Source organism: Streptomyces pyxinicus (assembly GCF_024753135.1).
GTDB lineage: Bacteria > Actinomycetota > Actinomycetes > Streptomycetales > Streptomycetaceae > Streptomyces > Streptomyces pyxinicus.
Window position 1 is genome coordinate 115932 of the sequence record NZ_JANUGP010000007.1, and the last position, 15761, is coordinate 131692.

Here is a 15761-nt window from a genome sequence, read left to right on the forward strand (position 1 = left end):
GCGGCGGGCGGCGGGACCTGGGGGCGGGGTGGGACCCGGCGTGCTTCCGTGCTCACCGCACCCCCGTTTCCTCGTGCCCGGGCCGTCTGCCGTACGCGGGCCGTCCTGCTGCTCGGCCGCGCCCGGGCGGAAGCTCGCTCCGGGCACGCATACCCGTACGGCTGGGCCGGCATCCAGGTTCAGCCGGCTCGCCGGTCGCGTCGCGCCGTACGTGCGCGTCACTCTACGGGTTGTCACGGGCGGAAGCGGAACCGGTCCGTGACGCCGTGGCATCTGCCCGGTACGTCCCCCTACCCTGCGGTAATCCTGTCTGGCAGGCTTCCGTCATGACTGCGCTCGCCGCCGACAGGGCCCGTTACGACCGGGCCACCGCCCCTCTCGACGCCCCGCTCGCGATCGTGGACCTGGACGCCTTCGACGCCAACGCGGAGGACCTGCGCCGCCGGGCCGGCGGCAAGCCGGTCCGGGTGGCCAGCAAGTCCGTGCGCTGCCGGGCGCTGCTGGAACGCGTCCTGGCCAGGGACGGCTTCCAGGGGATCATGTCGTTCACGCTGGCCGAGTCGCTGTGGCTCGCGCGCTCCGGCTTCGACGACATCCTGCTGGCCTACCCGTCGGCCGACCGGACCGGTTTCGCCGAGCTGACCGCCGACCCCAAGCTGGCCGGTGCCGTCACGGTACTGGTGGACGATCCGGCGCAGCTCGACCTCATCGACGCCGCGCGCGACGGCGGACGCGAAGTGGTGCGGGTGTGCCTGGAGTTGGACACCGCGCTGCGGCTGCTCGGCGGCCGGGTCCGGGTCGGCGCCCGCCGGTCCCCGCTGCACTCTCCCGCCCAACTCGCCGAGCTGGCCCGGTCGGTGGCCCGGCGCCCGGGTTTCCGGCTGGTCGGGATCATGGCGTACGAGGGGCACATCGCCGGGGTCGGGGACGCGGTGGCCGGACGGCCGCTGAGGTCCCGGGCGATCCGGCTGATGCAGGCCACGGCGCGCCGGGAGCTGGCCGAGCGGCGGGCGGCGGCGGTGCGCGCGGTCCGTGCGGTCGCCCCGGATCTGGAGTTCGTCAACGGCGGCGGCACCGGCAGTGTGCAGCACACCGCCGCCGAGGACGCGGTGACGGAGATCGCGGCCGGTTCCGGGCTGTACGTGCCGCGGCTGTTCGACAACTACACGTCGTTCCGGGGCCGGCCGGCCGCCCTCTTCGCCCAGCCGGTCGTCCGGCGCCCCGGTGTCGGCGTGGTCACCGTGCTCGGCGGCGGCTATCCGGCCTCCGGCGCCCCGGGCCCCGACCGGCTGCCGGTGCCGTACCTGCCGGAGGGGCTCGCCTACGACCCGCAGGAGGGGCCCGGCGAGGTGCAGACCCCGCTGCTCGGCTCCCCGGCCGACGATCTGCTGATCGGCGACAAGGTGTGGTTCCGGCACGCCAAGGCGGGCGAGATGTGCGAGCGGTTCGAGGTGCTGCACCTGGTCGAGGGGGACGCGGTGACGGCGACCGTGCCCACCTACCGGGGCGAGGGCCGCACCTTCCTGTGAGCGCGGGCGCCGGTCAGTACACCGTGTCCGCCTGGTCCGGCACCACCGAGCCGTCGGGGCGCCGGACCGGGCCGGGGGTGCCGTCGGGCGCGGTGCGGGCGGTGCTCGCGCAGGGGTAGGGCTGCTTCCGGCGCGGCAGCGGGTCGATGAACATGGGGTTGACCAGCCAGCGGCCGTCGGCGTCGTCGTAGGCCCGGCACATCAGTTCCGGTTTGTTGCGGTTGAGCACGAGGTGGGCGCCGGTGGCGTCGCCGACGAAGGTGACGTCGGTGTCCGCGTCGCCGCCCGCGATCGCCGGCCGCCGGGCGGGGGGCTGCTTCCGCCAGGCGGCGGCGCCCTGGACGCCGTAGATCTCCTGGTTGATCCAGCAGCGTTTGCCGTCGATGTACGGGATCGCCGCGCCCTCGCTCGCCGGCACGTCGCCGCAGCCCGTGTTCCGGGTGGTGATGCGGCCCCGGGTGTCCAGGACGGAGCGGATGGCGAGGGTGTGGGCGGCGTCGATGCCGAGGGAGCGGGACCAGACCTCGGTGACGGGCTCGGAGCCGGCCGAGACGACGTAGACCCGGAACCCGGCGCGGTGCAGGGTGCGGACGAGGTCGCGCTGCTGGTCGTAGTAGCGGACGTAGGCGGGCACGGTGTGGGTGCCGAGGACCCGGGTCGCGCCGACGGGGGCGGCCAGTGCCTCGGTGCGGGCTGCGCGGGCGTAGGAGGCAAGCTGCGCGGGGGTGCGGCCGGCGAAGAGCTGCGGCACCCAGGCGTACTGCGGGACGGTGCGCCGGTGGTTCCAGCGGCCCGCGAAGGCGGGGGCGCCGCTCATGGTGGTGCCGTCCTCGCGGATCCGCACGATCTCGTCGGTGCAGTCCGGGTTGTCCGAGGTGCGCAGGGGCACGCCGGCGCCGGTGCCGCAGGCGGCCGTGAGGGCGCGGTCGGCGGCGCCGGTGAGCCAGGCGCTGGTGTCCTTCCAGCGGGCGGGGCTCAGCAGCCGGTCGTGGCGCAGTGCCCAGGACAGGGTGGCGTCGGTGATGTCGTTCTTGGTGAGGGTGTTGTCCCAGTCGAAGGCGGCGACCGCGCCCCGGTGCCCGGAACAGGTGCCGCGGGCGTCGATGACCTGTTGCAGGCGGGCGCGGTTGTCGCCGTACCAACGCCCGGACAGCTGTGGGCAGTTCGGGCGCCGGTCGGCGGGGGTCGCGGTGGGCGCGGCCGCCAGGGTGGCGGCCGCTGCCAGGGTCCACACGAGGAGTCGTCGCATACGACGGGGACCGTACACCTCGGGCGGCTACAGCGGGGTGACGTACGCGCCGGAGATCCCGCCGTCCACCAGGAAGTCGGTGGCGTTGACGAAGGAGGAGTCGTCGCTGGCCAGGAAGGCGACGGCGGCGGCGATCTCGTCGGCCTCGGCGAACCGGCCGACCGGGATGTGCACCAGGCGGCGGGCGGCCCGCTCGGGGTCCTTGGCGAACAGCTCCTGGAGCAGCGGGGTGTTGACCGGGCCGGGGCACAGGGCGTTGACCCGGATGCCCTCGCGGGCGAACTGCACGCCCAGTTCCCGGGACATGGCGAGGACGCCGCCCTTGGAGGCCGTGTAGGAGATCTGGGAGGTGGCGGCGCCCATCCGGGCCACGAAGGACGCCGTGTTGATGATGGACCCCTTGCCCTGGCGGCGCATGTAGGGGATCGCGGCCTTGCAGCACAGGTAGACGGAGGTGAGGTTGACCTCCTGGACCCGCTTCCAGGCGTCCAGGCCGGTCTCCAGGATGGAGTCGTCGTCGGGCGGGGAGATGCCGGCGTTGTTGAAGGCGATGTCGACGCTGCCGTAGGTGTCGTAGGCGGTCCGGAACAGCGCCTCGACCTGGTCGGGGTCGGTGACGTCGACCTTGACGAAGAGTCCGCCGACGGCGTCGGCGGCGGCCTTGCCTGCGGTCTCGTCGATGTCGGCGCAGACGACGTGGGCGCCCTCGGCGGCGAGCCGGCGGGCGGTGGCCAGGCCGATGCCGCTGCCGGCACCGGTGACGACGGCGGTACGGCCGGCCAGGCGGCGGCAGACGATGGAGTCGGTCACAGTGCGGGGCCCTCCGTGCTGATGAAGACGTTCTTGGTCTCGGTGAAGGCGGTCAGGGCGTCGGGGCCCAGCTCCCGGCCGAGGCCGGACTGCTTGAAGCCGCCGAACGGGGTCCAGTAGCGGACGCTGGAGTGGGAGTTGACGGACAGGTTGCCGGCCCGGACGGCCTGGGAGACGCGCAGGGCGCGGCCGAGGTCGCGGGTCCAGACGGAGCCGGACAGCCCGTAGGGGGTGTCGTTGGCGAGCCGGACCGCGTCCTGTTCGTCGGTGAAGGGGAGCAGGACGGCGACGGGTCCGAAGATCTCCTCGCGGGCCGCCGGGCTGTCCGGCCGCTCCCCCGTCAGGACGGTCGGCGCGAACCAGAAGCCGGGCCCGTCGGGGGCGGTGCCGCGCAGGGCCGGGGCGTCCGCGGGGACGTGGGAGCGGACCCGGTCGAGCTGGGCGCGCGAGATCAGCGGGCCCATCTGGGTCTTCTCGTCAGCCGGGTCGCCGACCACGACGGCGGCGAGGGCGTCGGCGAGCAGCTCGCGGGCCTGTTCGAACACCGTCTCCTGGACGAGGATCCGGGTGCGGGCGCAGCAGTCCTGCCCGGCGTTGTCGAGGAAGGAGGACGGGTCGAGGGCGGTCTTCAGGTCGGCGTCGGCGAAGACCACGTTGGGGCTCTTGCCGCCGAGTTCCAGGGTGACCGGCTTGACCAGGCGGGCGCAGCGCTCCATGACCTCGCGGCCGGTGCGGGTGGAGCCGGTGAACACGATCTTCGCCACGTCCGGATGGTCCACCAGGGCGCGTCCGGCGACCGCGCCGTGGCCGGGCAGCACCTGGAGGACGTGCTCGGGCAGGCCGGCCTCCAGGGCGAGTTCGGCGAGGCGGAGCGCGGTGAGCGGGGTGGTCTCGGCGGGTTTGAGGACGACCGTGTTGCCGGCGGCGAGCGCCGGGAAGGCGCCCCAGGCGGCGATCGGCATGGGGAAGTTCCAGGGCGCGATGACGCCGACGACGCCGAGGGGTTCGTGGAAGGTGACGTCCCAGCCGCCGGGCGCCGGGATCTGCCGGCCGAGGAGGCGTTCGGCGCCGCCGGCCGCGTACAGCAGCAGGTCGCGGGCGTTGCCGGCTTCCCAGCGGGCGTTGCCGAGGGTGTGGCCGGCCTCGCGGACCTCCAGGCGGGCGAGTTCGTCGAGGTGGGCGTCGACGGTGTCGGCGAAGCGGCGCAGCAGCCGGGCCCGGTCGGCGGGGGCGAGCGCGGCCCACGCGGTCTGGGCGCGCCCGGCCCGGGTGACGGCTTCGGCCACGTCCTCGGCGCTCGCGGCCGGGACGGTGGCGACGACCTCCTCCGTGGCGGGGTTGAGGACGACGAGCTGGTGCGGATCTGTCACGGGACGGCCTCTCACAGGCGTTCGAAGGAGCGGCGCAGCTCCCAGTCGGTGACCGCGGCGTCGAAGGCCTCCAGCTCGACGCGCGCCATGTTGCGGTAGTGGGCGACGACCTCCTCGCCGAAGGCGGCCCGGGCGATGGGGCTGTCGGCCCACAGCTCGGCGGCCTCGCGCAGGGAGGTCGGGACGTGCGCGTAGTCGGCGGTGTAGGCGTTGCCGGCGCACGGGTCGGGCAGTTCCAGCTTGTGCTCGACGCCGTACAGGCCGGCCGCGACCAGTCCGGCGACGGCGAGGTAGGGGTTGACGTCGCCGCCGGGCAGCCGGTTCTCGAAGCGCAGGGAGCGGCCGTGGCCGACGACGCGCAGGGCGCAGGTGCGGTTGTCCTGGCCCCAGGCGACGGCGGTGGGGGCGAAGGAGCCCGGCTGGAACCGCTTGTAGGAGTTGATGTTCGGGGCGTACAGGAGGGAGAAGTCGCGCAGGGCGGCGAGCTGTCCGGCGAGGAAGTGCCGCATCACCTCGGACATGTCGTCGGGTCCGGCCATGGCGTTGGCGCCGTCGGCGTCGGTGAGCGAGAGGTGGATGTGGCAGGAGTTGCCCTCGCGCTCGTTGTACTTGGCCATGAAGGTGAGCGAGACGCCTTCCTGGGAGGCGATCTCCTTGGCGCCGGTCTTGTACAGGGCGTGCTGGTCGCAGGTGGTGAGCGCCTCGTCGTAGCGGAAGACGATCTCGTGCTGCCCGGGGTTGCACTCGCCCTTGGCGGACTCGACGGTGAGGCCGGCGCCGGCCATGTCGTTGCGCAGCCGGCGCAGCAGGGGTTCGATGCGGCCGGTGCCGAGGATGGAGTAGTCGATGTTGTACTGGTTGGCGGGGGTCAGGCCGCGGTAGCCGGCGTCCCAGGCCTGTTCGTAGCTGTCCTTGAAGACGATGAACTCCAGCTCGGTGCCGACCTGGGCGGTGTAGCCGAGTTCGGCGAGCCGGTCGAGCTGGCGGCGCAGGATCTGGCGGGGGGCGGCGGCGACCGGGCCCCCGTCCTCCCAGGCGAGGTCGGCGACGAGCAGGGCGGTGCCGGGGTGCCAGGGGATGCGGCGCAGGGTGGCGAGGTCGGGGCGCATCGCGAAGTCGCCGTAGCCTCGGTCCCAGGAGGACATGGCGTAGCCGTCGACGGTGTTCATCTCGGTGTCGACGGCGAGCAGGTAGTTGCAGCCCTCGGTGCCGTGGTGGAGCACCTCGTCCAGGAAGAAGCGGGCCGCGAACCGCTTTCCCTGGAGTCGCCCTTGCATGTCGGGGAAGGCCAGGACGACAGTGTCGATCTCACCGCTCGCGACGAGGGCGTGCAGTTCCTCGACGCTGAGCGGGGCTGTGCGGTCTGCCACGGGAGAGCCTCCTTGGGCGCCTTCGCGCTTCTTCGGCCGGGCCGGCAGCCATAAGGTATTGCTCAGGACCATTACTTGGGAAGGGGGTGCGGCAATGTCGTCACCGACCGGGTCGCACGGCGTGGGCGACCTGCCGGGCGACCGGCTGGCGCCGGTGCTGCGGCCGGTGCGGGCGGGCAACGGGTTCGAGGAGGCGCTGGCGCAGATACTTCAGGTGGTGCGGCTCGGGCTGGTGCCGGGCGGGGAGCGGCTGCCCTCCGAGCGGGAGCTGGCGGAGCGGCTGGGGATCAGCCGGGTCACGCTGCGCGAGGTCCTGAAGGTGCTCCAGGACCAGGGACTGGTGGAGGCCCGGCGCGGGCGGTACGGCGGCACGTTCGTGCTCCCGCGCACGGGCACGGGCGGCGAGGACGAGCTGCGCCGGCGGATCGCCGCGGTGGACGTCGAGGACGTGCTGCGGTTCCGGGAGGTGCTGGAGGTGGGCGCGGCCGGGCTGTGCGCGGCGCACGGGCTGACCGGGGAACAGGCGGACCGGCTCCGGGAGGCCCTGGACCGCACCCACGAGGCCCCGCTCGCCGACTACCGGCGCCTGGACACGCTGTTGCACCTCACCCTGGCGGAGCTGTGCGGCTCGCCGTCGCTGACCGCCCAGTACGCGGCGGTGCGGGCCGCAGTCAACGACCTGCTCGACTGCATCCCGCTGCTGGTGCGCAACCTGGAGCACTCCCAGCGCCAGCACGTCGCCCTGGTGGAGGCGGTGCTGGACGGGGACGCGGACGGCGCGCGGGAGATGATGCGCGAGCACTGCGCGGGCACGGCGGCCCTGCTGCGGGGCTTCCTCATCTAGGGCACTCTCTGCAAAGGTATGCGGTGAAACCTTTTGCGTCCGGGGAGGGCGGCATGACCGTACGACCGCTGGTCGGCGTGAGCACGTATCTGGAGACCGGGGCCCGCTGGGGCGTGTGGGAGCTGGACGCGGCCCTGCTGCCGGCCGGCTACCCGCGGCTGGTCCAACGGGCCGGCGGCCTCGCCGTCATGCTCCCCCCGGACGCCCCCGCATACGCCCCGGCGACGATCGCCCGCCTCGACGCGCTGGTCATCGCCGGCGGCCCGGACGTCGACCCGTCCCGCTACGGCGCCGAGCGCTCCCCCCGCACCGGCCCGCCCGCCCCCGAACGCGACGCCTGGGAACTCGCCCTGATCGACGCGGCCCTCACCGCCGGCGTCCCGCTGCTGGGCATCTGCCGCGGCATGCAACTCCTCAACGTCGCCCGCGGCGGCACCCTCGTCCAGCACCTCGACGGCCACGCCGAACGGACCGGCGTCTTCGGCGCCCACCCGGTGAAGCCGGTACCGGGCACCCGCTACGCCGGCCTCGTCCCCCACGAGACAACGGTCCCCACCTACCACCACCAGGCGGTGGAACGCCTCGGCACCGACCTCATCCCCTCGGCCTACGCGACGGACGGCACCGTCGAGGCCCTCGAACTGCCGGCCGACCACGGCTGGGCCCTGGGCGTGCAGTGGCATCCGGAGATGGGCGGGGATCTGCGGGTGATGCGGGGGCTGGTCGAGGCGGCGACGCAAGGACGCGGCCCGGAGGACACCGGCACATGCTGAGCCCGGCCACCGCATTCACCTACCTCCCCTGCGTCAACGACAGCAGTTCCCGGGCCGGCCCCGTCGGGCGGTGGCCTGTCGGCCAGACCGCGCGGAGGGCGCGGCGCAGGGAGATGTCGGCCACCGGGACGCTGACCAGGCGGCGGGTGGTCAGTTCCTCGGTCACCGCGAGCTCGCTGAGGACGGAGGGGCCGGCGCCGCTGACGGCGGAGGCCTTCACGGCCGTCGTGGAGGAGAGTTCGATCAGGGGGCGGGCCAGGCCACCGAGCGCCGCGTCCAGGACCTGGCGGGTGCCGGAGCCGCGTTCCCGCAGGATCAGCGGGGTCGCCGCCAACTCCTCGGCCGTGAGGGGCCGCCGGCGGCGGGCCCAGGGGTGGCCGGGCGCGGCGACGACGATCAGCCGGTCATGGGCGATCACCGCGGAGTCGAGGCCGGCCGGCACCGACAGGCCCTCCACGAAGCCGAGGTCGGCCTCGCCGCCCAGCAGGAGTTCGGCGACCCGCGCCGAGTTCCCGGCGAGCAGCGAGACGGCCGTGTCGGGCCGCTCGGCGTGCAGGGCGAGGAGCCAGCCGGGCAGCAGGTACTCGGCGATGGTCATGCTGGCCGCGACCCGCAGCCGGGAGTCGCGCCGGTCCCGCAGTGCCCGCGCCCCCGCGTCGAAGGCCGCCGCGGCCTCCACCACCCGGCGGGCCCAGTCCGTCACCAGGGCGCCCGCGTCGGTGAGCCGGGAGCCGCGCGGCGAGCGGTCCACCAGGGCCACGCCCAACTGCCGCTCCATGGACCGGATGCGGCTGCTGGCGGCCGGCTGGGTGATCCCCATCTCCCGCGCCGCCGCCCCCAGACTGCCCAGCCGGGCCACCGCGAGCAGCAGCTCCAGCGCGGCCAGATCGGGCACCCGGTGCGCCAGCGGACCCGTGCGCTCCCGCACCCCCTCCGTCTCACTCATAAGACCAGCTTATGTCCCCATAGAGAAGGGCTCCCTGGTCGGGGGCCGGAGACGGGGAGACGGTGGGGGCATGGTCACCGCAGCCCAGCCCCTGTCCGACGCCCCCGCCCCCGCCGTGGCCCGGGTCCGCCACCTCGGGCCCAACTGGTACGCCTCCGTCATGGGCACCGCGATCCTCGGCTCGGCCGGCGCAGCGCTGCCCGGGCCACCCATCGTGCCGCGCGGCGTCCTCGCAGGGCTCTGGGCGCTGTCGCTGCTCCTGCTCGCCGTCCTCCTGGTGGCCCGGTCCCTGCACTGGTCCCGGCACGCCGACCAGGCCCGCGCCCACCTCCTCGACCCGGCCATGGCGCCCTTCTACGGCTGTCTGGCCATGGCCCTGCTCGCGGTGGGCGGCGGCGCCCTGACCGCCGGGCGGCCTCTGCTCGGCACGGACACCGCGGTCGCGCTGGACGCCGTGCTGTTCACCGCCGGTACCGCCGTCGGACTGGCGGCGGCCGTCGCGGTGCCGTACCTGATGGCCGTACGGCACCGAGCCGACGCCGCCCAGGCCTCCCCGGTGTGGCTGCTGCCGCTGGTCGCGCCGATGGTGTCGGCCGCGCTCGGCCCGCTGCTCGTTCCGCACCTGCCGCCGGGCCAGCCCCGCGAGACCCTGCTGCTGGGCTGTCTCGCGCTGTTCGGGCTGAGCCTGTTCGCCGTCCTGCTGACGCTGCCGCTGGTCTTCGCCCGGCTGATCACCTCGGGCCCGCTGCCGCTCGCGCTGACGCCGACCCTGTTCCTGGTGCTGGGCCCGCTCGGGCAGTCCACCACCGCCGTCGGCCTGATCGCGGACGCCGCGCCCGGCGTGGTGCCGGCCCCCTACGACCGGGGTCTCGCGGTGTTCGCCGTGCTGTACGGGGTGCCGGTCATGGGGTTCGCGCTGCTGTGGCTGGCGCTGGCGACCGCGCACGTGGTGCGGGCCCGGCGCCGGGGCATGGGGTTCGCGATGACCTGGTGGGCGTTCACCTTCCCAGTTGGCACCTGCGTCACCGGCGCCGCCGCCCTCGCCCGGCACACCGGACTCGCCCTGTACGACGCCCTCGCCTGGACGCTGTACGCCCTGCTCGTCGCGGCCTGGCTCGCGGCGGCGGGCGGCACGGTACGCGGGCTGCTCAGCGGCGAGCTGCTCGCAGCGCCCCGGCCAGCACCCGGGGCGCCTCGGCCAGCGACGGGCCGTACCAGGTCAGATGCCGTCCGCTGACCAGCGCGCAGGGCAGCCCCGGGAAGGCCTCGGGACCGTCGTCGGCGGTGAAGCGGTAGGGCTCGTCGGGCAGGACCACCAGGTCGGGCCCGGCCGCCCGCAGGTCCGCCAGGGGGACGCGCGGATAACGCTCGGCGTGCCCCGCGTACAGGTGGCCGACGCCCAGGCGGGCGAGCAGGTCACCGGCGAAGGTGTCCCGGCCGAGCACCATCCAGGGCCGGCGCCAGACCGGCACGACCGCCGTCGCCCGCCCCGCCGGTGCCGGGGGCGCCGCCCAGGCCTCGGCGGCCTCGTCCAGCCAGCGCGGACGCCCGGCCGCCCCGCACACGGTCAGCACCCGCGCCAGCTCGGCCAGCGCGTCCGGCAGCGTCCGCACCTCGGTGACCAGCACCTCCAGGCCGGCCGCGCGCAGGGCGTCGAAGTCGGGGACGCGGTTCTCCTCCTCGTTGGCGATGACCAGGTCGGGGCCGAGCGCGACGATCCGCTCGACGTCCGGGTTCTTGGTCCCGCCGATCCGGACGACGTCCAGCCCCACCGGATGGCTGCACCAGTCGGTGGCCCCGACGAGCACCCCGGGCAGGGTCACGGCGACGGCCTCGGTGAGCGAGGGCACGAGGGAGACGACCCGCACCGGCCTCAGCGGGCCCGGTCCTGCACGGCCTCGATGTGCTCCGCGACCGCCACCACGATCACCCGGGTGTCCGGGACCGTCGCCCGCCACCGGTGCCGCACCCCACCGGTGAGATACAGCGTGTCCCCCCGCCCGAGCCGGTACGCGCGCCCCTCCGCCTCGATCTCCACCGCGCCGTCGGCGACGTACATCAGCTCGTCGTTGCGGTGCTGGAACTCGCGCCCGGCGTCGTGGTCGCCGGTGAACTCGGAGGCGTGCAGCTGGTGGTGCCCGCGCACCAGCGCCCGGGTGCGGGGGTCGAAGTCGCCCTCGGTGACCTGCTCGGCACGCACGACGTCCACGCTGGCGGCCGGGTCGGCGGCGGCGAGGAGTTCGACGGCCGTGGTGCGCAGCGCGTCGGCCAGCTTCTCCAGGGAGCCGCGGCTGGGGCGCGCCTTGTCGTTCTCGACCTGGCTGAGGAAGGGCACCGAAAGGCCCGTGCGCTCGGCCACGACCGCGAGGGTCAGCTCCAGGGCGCGGCGGCGGCGCCGGACGGCCGCGCCGACCCGCACGGGCTGCTGTTCTTTGTGGTCGCCCATCGCTCCGGCTCCCTCCCTCGCTCGTCGTGCGGCTGTCCGGGTGCCCCCTTGCGGGGTTCCCTCTTCTGATGACTTCTCTGCACCCTACGCATGTTCGGCAAACCGTTTCACGTGCCTGTCACATCCCTGACATGCCCACGGGCCCCCACCCTCACTGTTCACGCCAGTCCCCCGGGGTGCGCGGCCGTCCCGGACCCGGTCCCCCGTGGGTGTGAATCCGCCGACCAGCCGGGCCCGGAGCGCCGGTCAGGGCCAACGGTCCTCACGCGCCGTGATTGGCCGAATCGCTGGGGCGACGAAAGCGGCGAGGGGCGGGCGGCACCGTACCTCCGTCGTACGGTGCCGCCCGCCCCTCGGGCGGCGGCCGGGCCGGTCAGGTCACCCGGCCGCCTGGCTCATGGCCTTGTCCTTGCCGACCGGGGCCCACTTGTCGACCAGTCCCGGGTGCTTCCGCAGCCAGGCGCGCACGGCGTCCTGCTCCTTGCCCTTGCCGGCCTGCTGGATGCGGGCCTCCAGGCCGGTGAGCTGCTTCTCGGTCATGGAGAAGTCCTTCAGCCAGCGTCCGACCTGCGGGTTGTCCCCGGCGAAACCCTTACGGGAGAGGGTGTGCACCCCGTCGCCCTTGCCCCAGGCGCCCTTGGGGTCGGTCAGCTTCCGCAGGTCGTATGTGCTGTAGGCCCAGTGCGGGGACCACAGGGTGACGACGACCGGCTGCTTTCGCGCGTAGGCGCGCTTCAGCTCGGCGAGCATGGCCGGGGTCGAGCCGTCCACGACCTCGAAGGTGCCGTCGAGGCCGTACGCCTTGAGGACCTTGCTCTTGAGCAGGCCCATCTCGCCCGCGCTGGGCTCGATGCCGACGATCTTCCCGCCGAACTCGGAGGCGTGCGCCTTCAGGTCGGCCAGGGAGTTCACGCCCTTCACGTAGGACGGCACCGACAGCTCAAGGGACGTGGGGCCGTACCACTTGCCGAGGTCGTCGAGCTGCTTGCCGTACTTCGCCCAGTACTCGGCGTGCGTGGTGGGCAGCCAGGAGTCGGTCTCGAAGTCGATCTGGCCGGTGGCGAGCCCGGTGTAGAGGGGCCCGGCGGCGTACTGGGCGGTGCTGACCTCGAAGCCGCGCTCCTCCAGGATCTCCTTCCAGAGGAAGGTGGAGGCGATGCCCTCGTCCCAGGGGATGTAGCCGATCTTGATCTCCTTGCCCTTGCCGACGTTCGTGCCGGAGGCCTCGGAGGCGCCGCCTGAAGTGCCGGAGCCGCCGAAGACACCGAGTCCGCCCGCGACGAGGGCGAGGACCACCACACCGGCCACCGCGATCACCGGGCGCGGCCGGTACGACCAGACACGCTTCGGCGCCTTGGCGGCGGCCCTGCGGCCCAGCGGGGAGAGCTGGGTGCCGAGGGCGCCGGTGACGCGGTCCAGGTAGATGGCGAGGACGACGATGCCGACGCCCGCCTCGAAGCCGTAGCCGATGTCGAGCTGGCCGATGGCCTCGTTGACGGCGCCGCCGAGACCGCCGGTGCCGACCATGCCGGCGATGACGACCATCGACAGGCCCAGCATGATCACCTGGTTGACGCCGGCCATGATGGTCGGCAGCGCGAGCGGCAGCTGCACCCGCCAGAGGATGTCGCGCGGGGTGGTGCCGAAGGCCTCCGCGGCCTCGACGAGGTCGGCGTCGACCTGCCGGATGCCCAGCTCGGTCATGCGGACGCCGGGTGCCAGCGCGAAGATCAGGGTGGCGACCACGCCGGCCGCGGTGCCGAGCCCGAAGAAGAGCATGGCCGGGATCAGCAGGACCATCGACGGCATGGTCTGGAGCAGGTCCAGGACGGGCCGTACGGCGGCGCTGACCGCCCGGGAGCGGGCCGCCCAGATGCCCAGCGGGAGGGAGATCACCAGCGCGATCACGGTGGCGACCAGCACCAGCGCGAGCGTGGACATGGCCCGGTCCCACAGGGCGAGGGAGTCGACCAGGGCGAATCCGGCGAAGGCGAGGACACCGGCGGCCAGGCCGCGCAGCCACCAGGCGAGGACGGCGAGGATGCCGGCCATCAGCAGCGGCTGCGGGGCGGCGAGCACGGTGTCGATGCCGTCGTACATGCCCTCCATGACGGCCTTGACCGCGTCGAAGAGCCAGGAGAGGTGGTCGACCAGCCAGTTCACACCGGAGTCGACCCAGTCGCCGAGCGGAATCCTAGGCACGGCCGATCACCTTCTTCGCGCCGCCGCACGCCGTCGGCGCGCTCTGTTCGTCCCCGAGGAAGCCGACCAGGCGCTGCCGGGGTACGACGCCGACGAGCGCCCGGCCTCGGTCCAGGACGGCGACCGGGTGGCTGAGCCGGGCGCTGATCGCGCACAGCTCGGTGAAGGGCGTGTCCGGCGTCGCGGTCTCGCAGCCGCAGTCCGCCTCGTCGCCGCGCGGGGCGGTGTCCATGACGGCGCCCGCGGTCAGTACCCGGGAGCGGTCGACGTCCTGGATGAAGGAGGCCACGTAGTCGCTCTCGGGGCGCAGCAGGATGTCCTCGGCGGTGCCGGTCTGCACGATGCGGCCGTCCCGCATGACGGCGACGCGGTCGCCGAGCCGCATCGCCTCGTTGAGGTCGTGGGTGATGAAGACGATGGTCTTCTTCAGGGTCTTCTGGAGTTCCAGCAGCTGGTCCTGCATGTCCCGGCGGATCAGCGGGTCCAGGGCGCTGAAGGACTCGTCCATCAGCAGCACGTCGGCGTCGGTGGCCAGGGCGCGGGCCAGGCCCACCCGCTGCTGCATGCCGCCGGACAGCTCGTCGGGCCAGGACTTCTCCCAGCCGGCCAGGCCGCACAGAGCGAGCGCCTCGTCGGCGCGGCGTTCGCGCTCGGCGCGGGGCACGCCCTGCACTTCCAGGCCGTAGGCGGCGTTGTCGCGGACGCTGCGGTGCGGGAAGAGCGCGAAGTGCTGGAAGACCATGCTGATCTTCGTCGAGCGCAGTTCGCGCAGGGCGCGGTCGGTGAGCGCGCTCAGCTCCCGGCCGTCGTAGCGGACGCTGCCGGCGGTGGGCGCCAGCAGGCCGTTGAGCATGCGCAGCAGGGTGGACTTGCCGGAGCCGGACAGGCCCATGACGACGAAGATCTCACCCGCCTCGACCCGGAAGGAGGCGTCGATCACGGCGGCGGTGGTGCCGTCGGCGCGCAGTTCCTCCCGGTCGGCGCCCTCGCGCAGCCGTGACACCGCCTGGTCGGGTCGTCGGCCGAACACCTTGAACAGGTGTTCCGCCTCAAGTCTCGCTCGCACGCGGACCTCTCGTCTCGGGGACAGGGACAGGGACAGGGAGACGGAGAGCCGCCAACGGTCGGACCAACCAACAGTTGAAAGAGCAAACAGCCTCGTACCGTGGCCGCGCCTCCCCAGGTCAAGGCGAGGCAAACTCAAAGGTGGCGGGGCTCACGGCGATGCGCGTCACGCAACCCGTTCCGGAGCGGGCGGCGGCTGTCGGCAGGGTGCGGCATGATGCCAGCGTGACCGGACGACTCATGCTCCTCGACACCGCCTCGCTGTACTTCCGCGCCTACTTCGGCGTACCGGACTCCGTGAAGGCACCGGACGGCACGCCGGTGAACGCCGTGCGCGGACTGCTGGACTTCATCGACCGGCTGGTCAGGGACCACCGCCCGGACCGGCTGGTGGCCTGCATGGACGCCGACTGGCGCCCCCAGTGGCGGGTCGACCTCATCCCCACCTACAAGGCGCACCGGGTCGCCGCCGAGCACGCGGGCGCACCGGACGAGGAGGAGGTGCCGGACACGCTCTCCCCGCAGGTGCCGGTGATCGAGGACGTGCTGGACGCGCTCGGGATCGCGCGCGTGGGCGTCGCCGGGTACGAGGCGGACGACGTGATCGGCACCTTCACCGGACGCGCGAGGGGCCCGGTCGACATCGTCACCGGCGACCGCGACCTCTACCAGCTGGTGGACGACGCGCGCGGGGTCCGGGTGCTGTACCCGCTCAAGGGCGTCGGCACGCTCCAGCTGACCGACGAGGCGGTGCTGCGCGGGAAGTATGGGGTCGACGGGCGCGGGTACGCGGATCTGGCGCTGCTGCGCGGCGACCCGAGCGACGGCCTGCCGGGCGTGGCCGGCATCGGCGAGAAGACCGCGGCCAAGCTGCTGGCCGAGTTCGGGGACCTCGCCGGGATCATGGCGGCCGCGGCGGACCCGGCGGCGAAGCTGACGCCGTCGCAGCGCAGGCGGCTCACCGAGGCCCGGCCGTACCTGGCGGTCGCGCCGAAGGTGGTGCGGGTGGCCGAGGACGTACCGCTGCCGGACGTCGACACCGCCCTGCCGCGCGCCCCGCACGATCCGGCGGCACTGGAGGACCTGGCCGAACGCTGGGGGCTCGGCGGCTCCCTGCAACGACTGCTCGGGACGCTGTCATCATGACTTTGGCCGGA

General features: G+C 73.8%; 14 protein-coding genes. 5 read left to right on the forward strand and 9 right to left on the reverse strand.

The window, feature by feature from the left end:
• Positions 1–326: 326 nt before the first annotated feature.
• The gene (locus NX794_RS11940; protein WP_258778398.1) at positions 327–1529 is read left to right on the forward strand and encodes an amino acid deaminase/aldolase; all 1203 of its coding nucleotides are present in this window, start codon (positions 327–329) and stop codon (positions 1527–1529) included.
• A 13-nt stretch (positions 1530–1542) separates the two neighbouring features.
• Here the strand turns inward: NX794_RS11940 and NX794_RS11945 are convergent, their stop codons facing one another.
• From NX794_RS11945 to NX794_RS11960, 4 genes are read right to left on the reverse strand one after another with little or no spacing between them, the layout of a single operon-like run.
• Positions 1543–2778, reverse strand: coding sequence for an HAD family hydrolase (locus NX794_RS11945; RefSeq protein WP_258778400.1), 1236 nt, complete (start codon positions 2776–2778; stop codon positions 1543–1545).
• 27 nt (positions 2779–2805) lie between these two features.
• Positions 2806–3588, reverse strand: a complete 783-nt coding sequence (locus NX794_RS11950; protein ID WP_258778401.1) for a 3-oxoacyl-ACP reductase — start codon at positions 3586–3588, stop codon at positions 2806–2808.
• Positions 3585–4958, reverse strand: coding sequence for an aldehyde dehydrogenase family protein (locus NX794_RS11955; RefSeq protein ID WP_258778402.1), 1374 nt, complete (start codon positions 4956–4958; stop codon positions 3585–3587). The genes NX794_RS11950 and NX794_RS11955 overlap by 4 nt, the downstream gene beginning before the upstream one ends.
• Positions 4959–4969: 11 nt before the next feature.
• Positions 4970–6328 (reverse strand): glutamine synthetase family protein, encoded by a 1359-nt coding sequence (locus NX794_RS11960; RefSeq protein WP_258778404.1) that lies wholly within the window; start codon positions 6326–6328, stop codon positions 4970–4972.
• Between the two features lie 94 nt (positions 6329–6422).
• Here NX794_RS11960 and NX794_RS11965 point away from each other — a divergent pair, with 94 nt between their 5' ends.
• Together NX794_RS11965 and NX794_RS11970 are read left to right on the forward strand one after the other, a co-directional pair.
• The gene (locus tag NX794_RS11965) at positions 6423–7172 is read left to right on the forward strand and encodes a FadR/GntR family transcriptional regulator (protein ID WP_258778406.1); all 750 of its coding nucleotides are present in this window, start codon (positions 6423–6425) and stop codon (positions 7170–7172) included.
• Positions 7173–7225: 53 nt separating this feature from the next.
• A complete protein-coding gene (locus tag NX794_RS11970; protein WP_258778408.1) occupies positions 7226–7945 on the forward strand; it encodes a gamma-glutamyl-gamma-aminobutyrate hydrolase family protein in 720 nt (239 codons plus the stop codon).
• Positions 7946–7964: 19 nt separating this feature from the next.
• Here the strand turns inward: NX794_RS11970 and NX794_RS11975 are convergent, their stop codons facing one another.
• Complete coding sequence (locus tag NX794_RS11975; protein WP_258778409.1) at positions 7965–8891, reverse strand: LysR family transcriptional regulator; 927 nt, start codon at positions 8889–8891, stop codon at positions 7965–7967.
• 70 nt (positions 8892–8961) lie between these two features.
• Here NX794_RS11975 and NX794_RS11980 point away from each other — a divergent pair, with 70 nt between their 5' ends.
• Positions 8962–10128, forward strand: coding sequence for a TDT family transporter (locus tag NX794_RS11980; protein ID WP_258778410.1), 1167 nt, complete (start codon positions 8962–8964; stop codon positions 10126–10128).
• Here the strand turns inward: NX794_RS11980 and NX794_RS11985 are convergent.
• The 4 genes from NX794_RS11985 to NX794_RS12000 all read right to left on the reverse strand — a co-directional run bounded on the left by NX794_RS11985 (position 10040) and on the right by NX794_RS12000 (position 14605).
• Positions 10040–10768 (reverse strand): helical backbone metal receptor, encoded by a 729-nt coding sequence (locus NX794_RS11985; RefSeq protein WP_258778601.1) that lies wholly within the window; start codon positions 10766–10768, stop codon positions 10040–10042. The genes NX794_RS11980 and NX794_RS11985 overlap by 89 nt on opposite strands.
• A complete protein-coding gene (locus NX794_RS11990) occupies positions 10765–11337 on the reverse strand; it encodes a helix-turn-helix domain-containing protein (RefSeq protein WP_258778412.1) in 573 nt (190 codons plus the stop codon). The genes NX794_RS11985 and NX794_RS11990 overlap by 4 nt, the downstream gene beginning before the upstream one ends.
• Positions 11338–11715: 378 nt before the next feature.
• The gene (locus tag NX794_RS11995; protein WP_258778413.1) at positions 11716–13539 is read right to left on the reverse strand and encodes an ABC transporter permease/substrate binding protein; all 1824 of its coding nucleotides are present in this window, start codon (positions 13537–13539) and stop codon (positions 11716–11718) included.
• Positions 13532–14605 (reverse strand): quaternary amine ABC transporter ATP-binding protein, encoded by a 1074-nt coding sequence (locus NX794_RS12000; protein ID WP_258778414.1) that lies wholly within the window; start codon positions 14603–14605, stop codon positions 13532–13534. The genes NX794_RS11995 and NX794_RS12000 overlap by 8 nt, the downstream gene beginning before the upstream one ends.
• A 224-nt stretch (positions 14606–14829) precedes the next feature.
• On the opposite strand from NX794_RS12000, the gene NX794_RS12005 reads away from it, so the two are divergent.
• Entirely contained in the window at positions 14830–15750 is a 921-nt protein-coding gene (locus NX794_RS12005; protein ID WP_258778415.1) for a 5'-3' exonuclease, read from the forward strand.
• Positions 15751–15761: the final 11 nt, after the last annotated feature.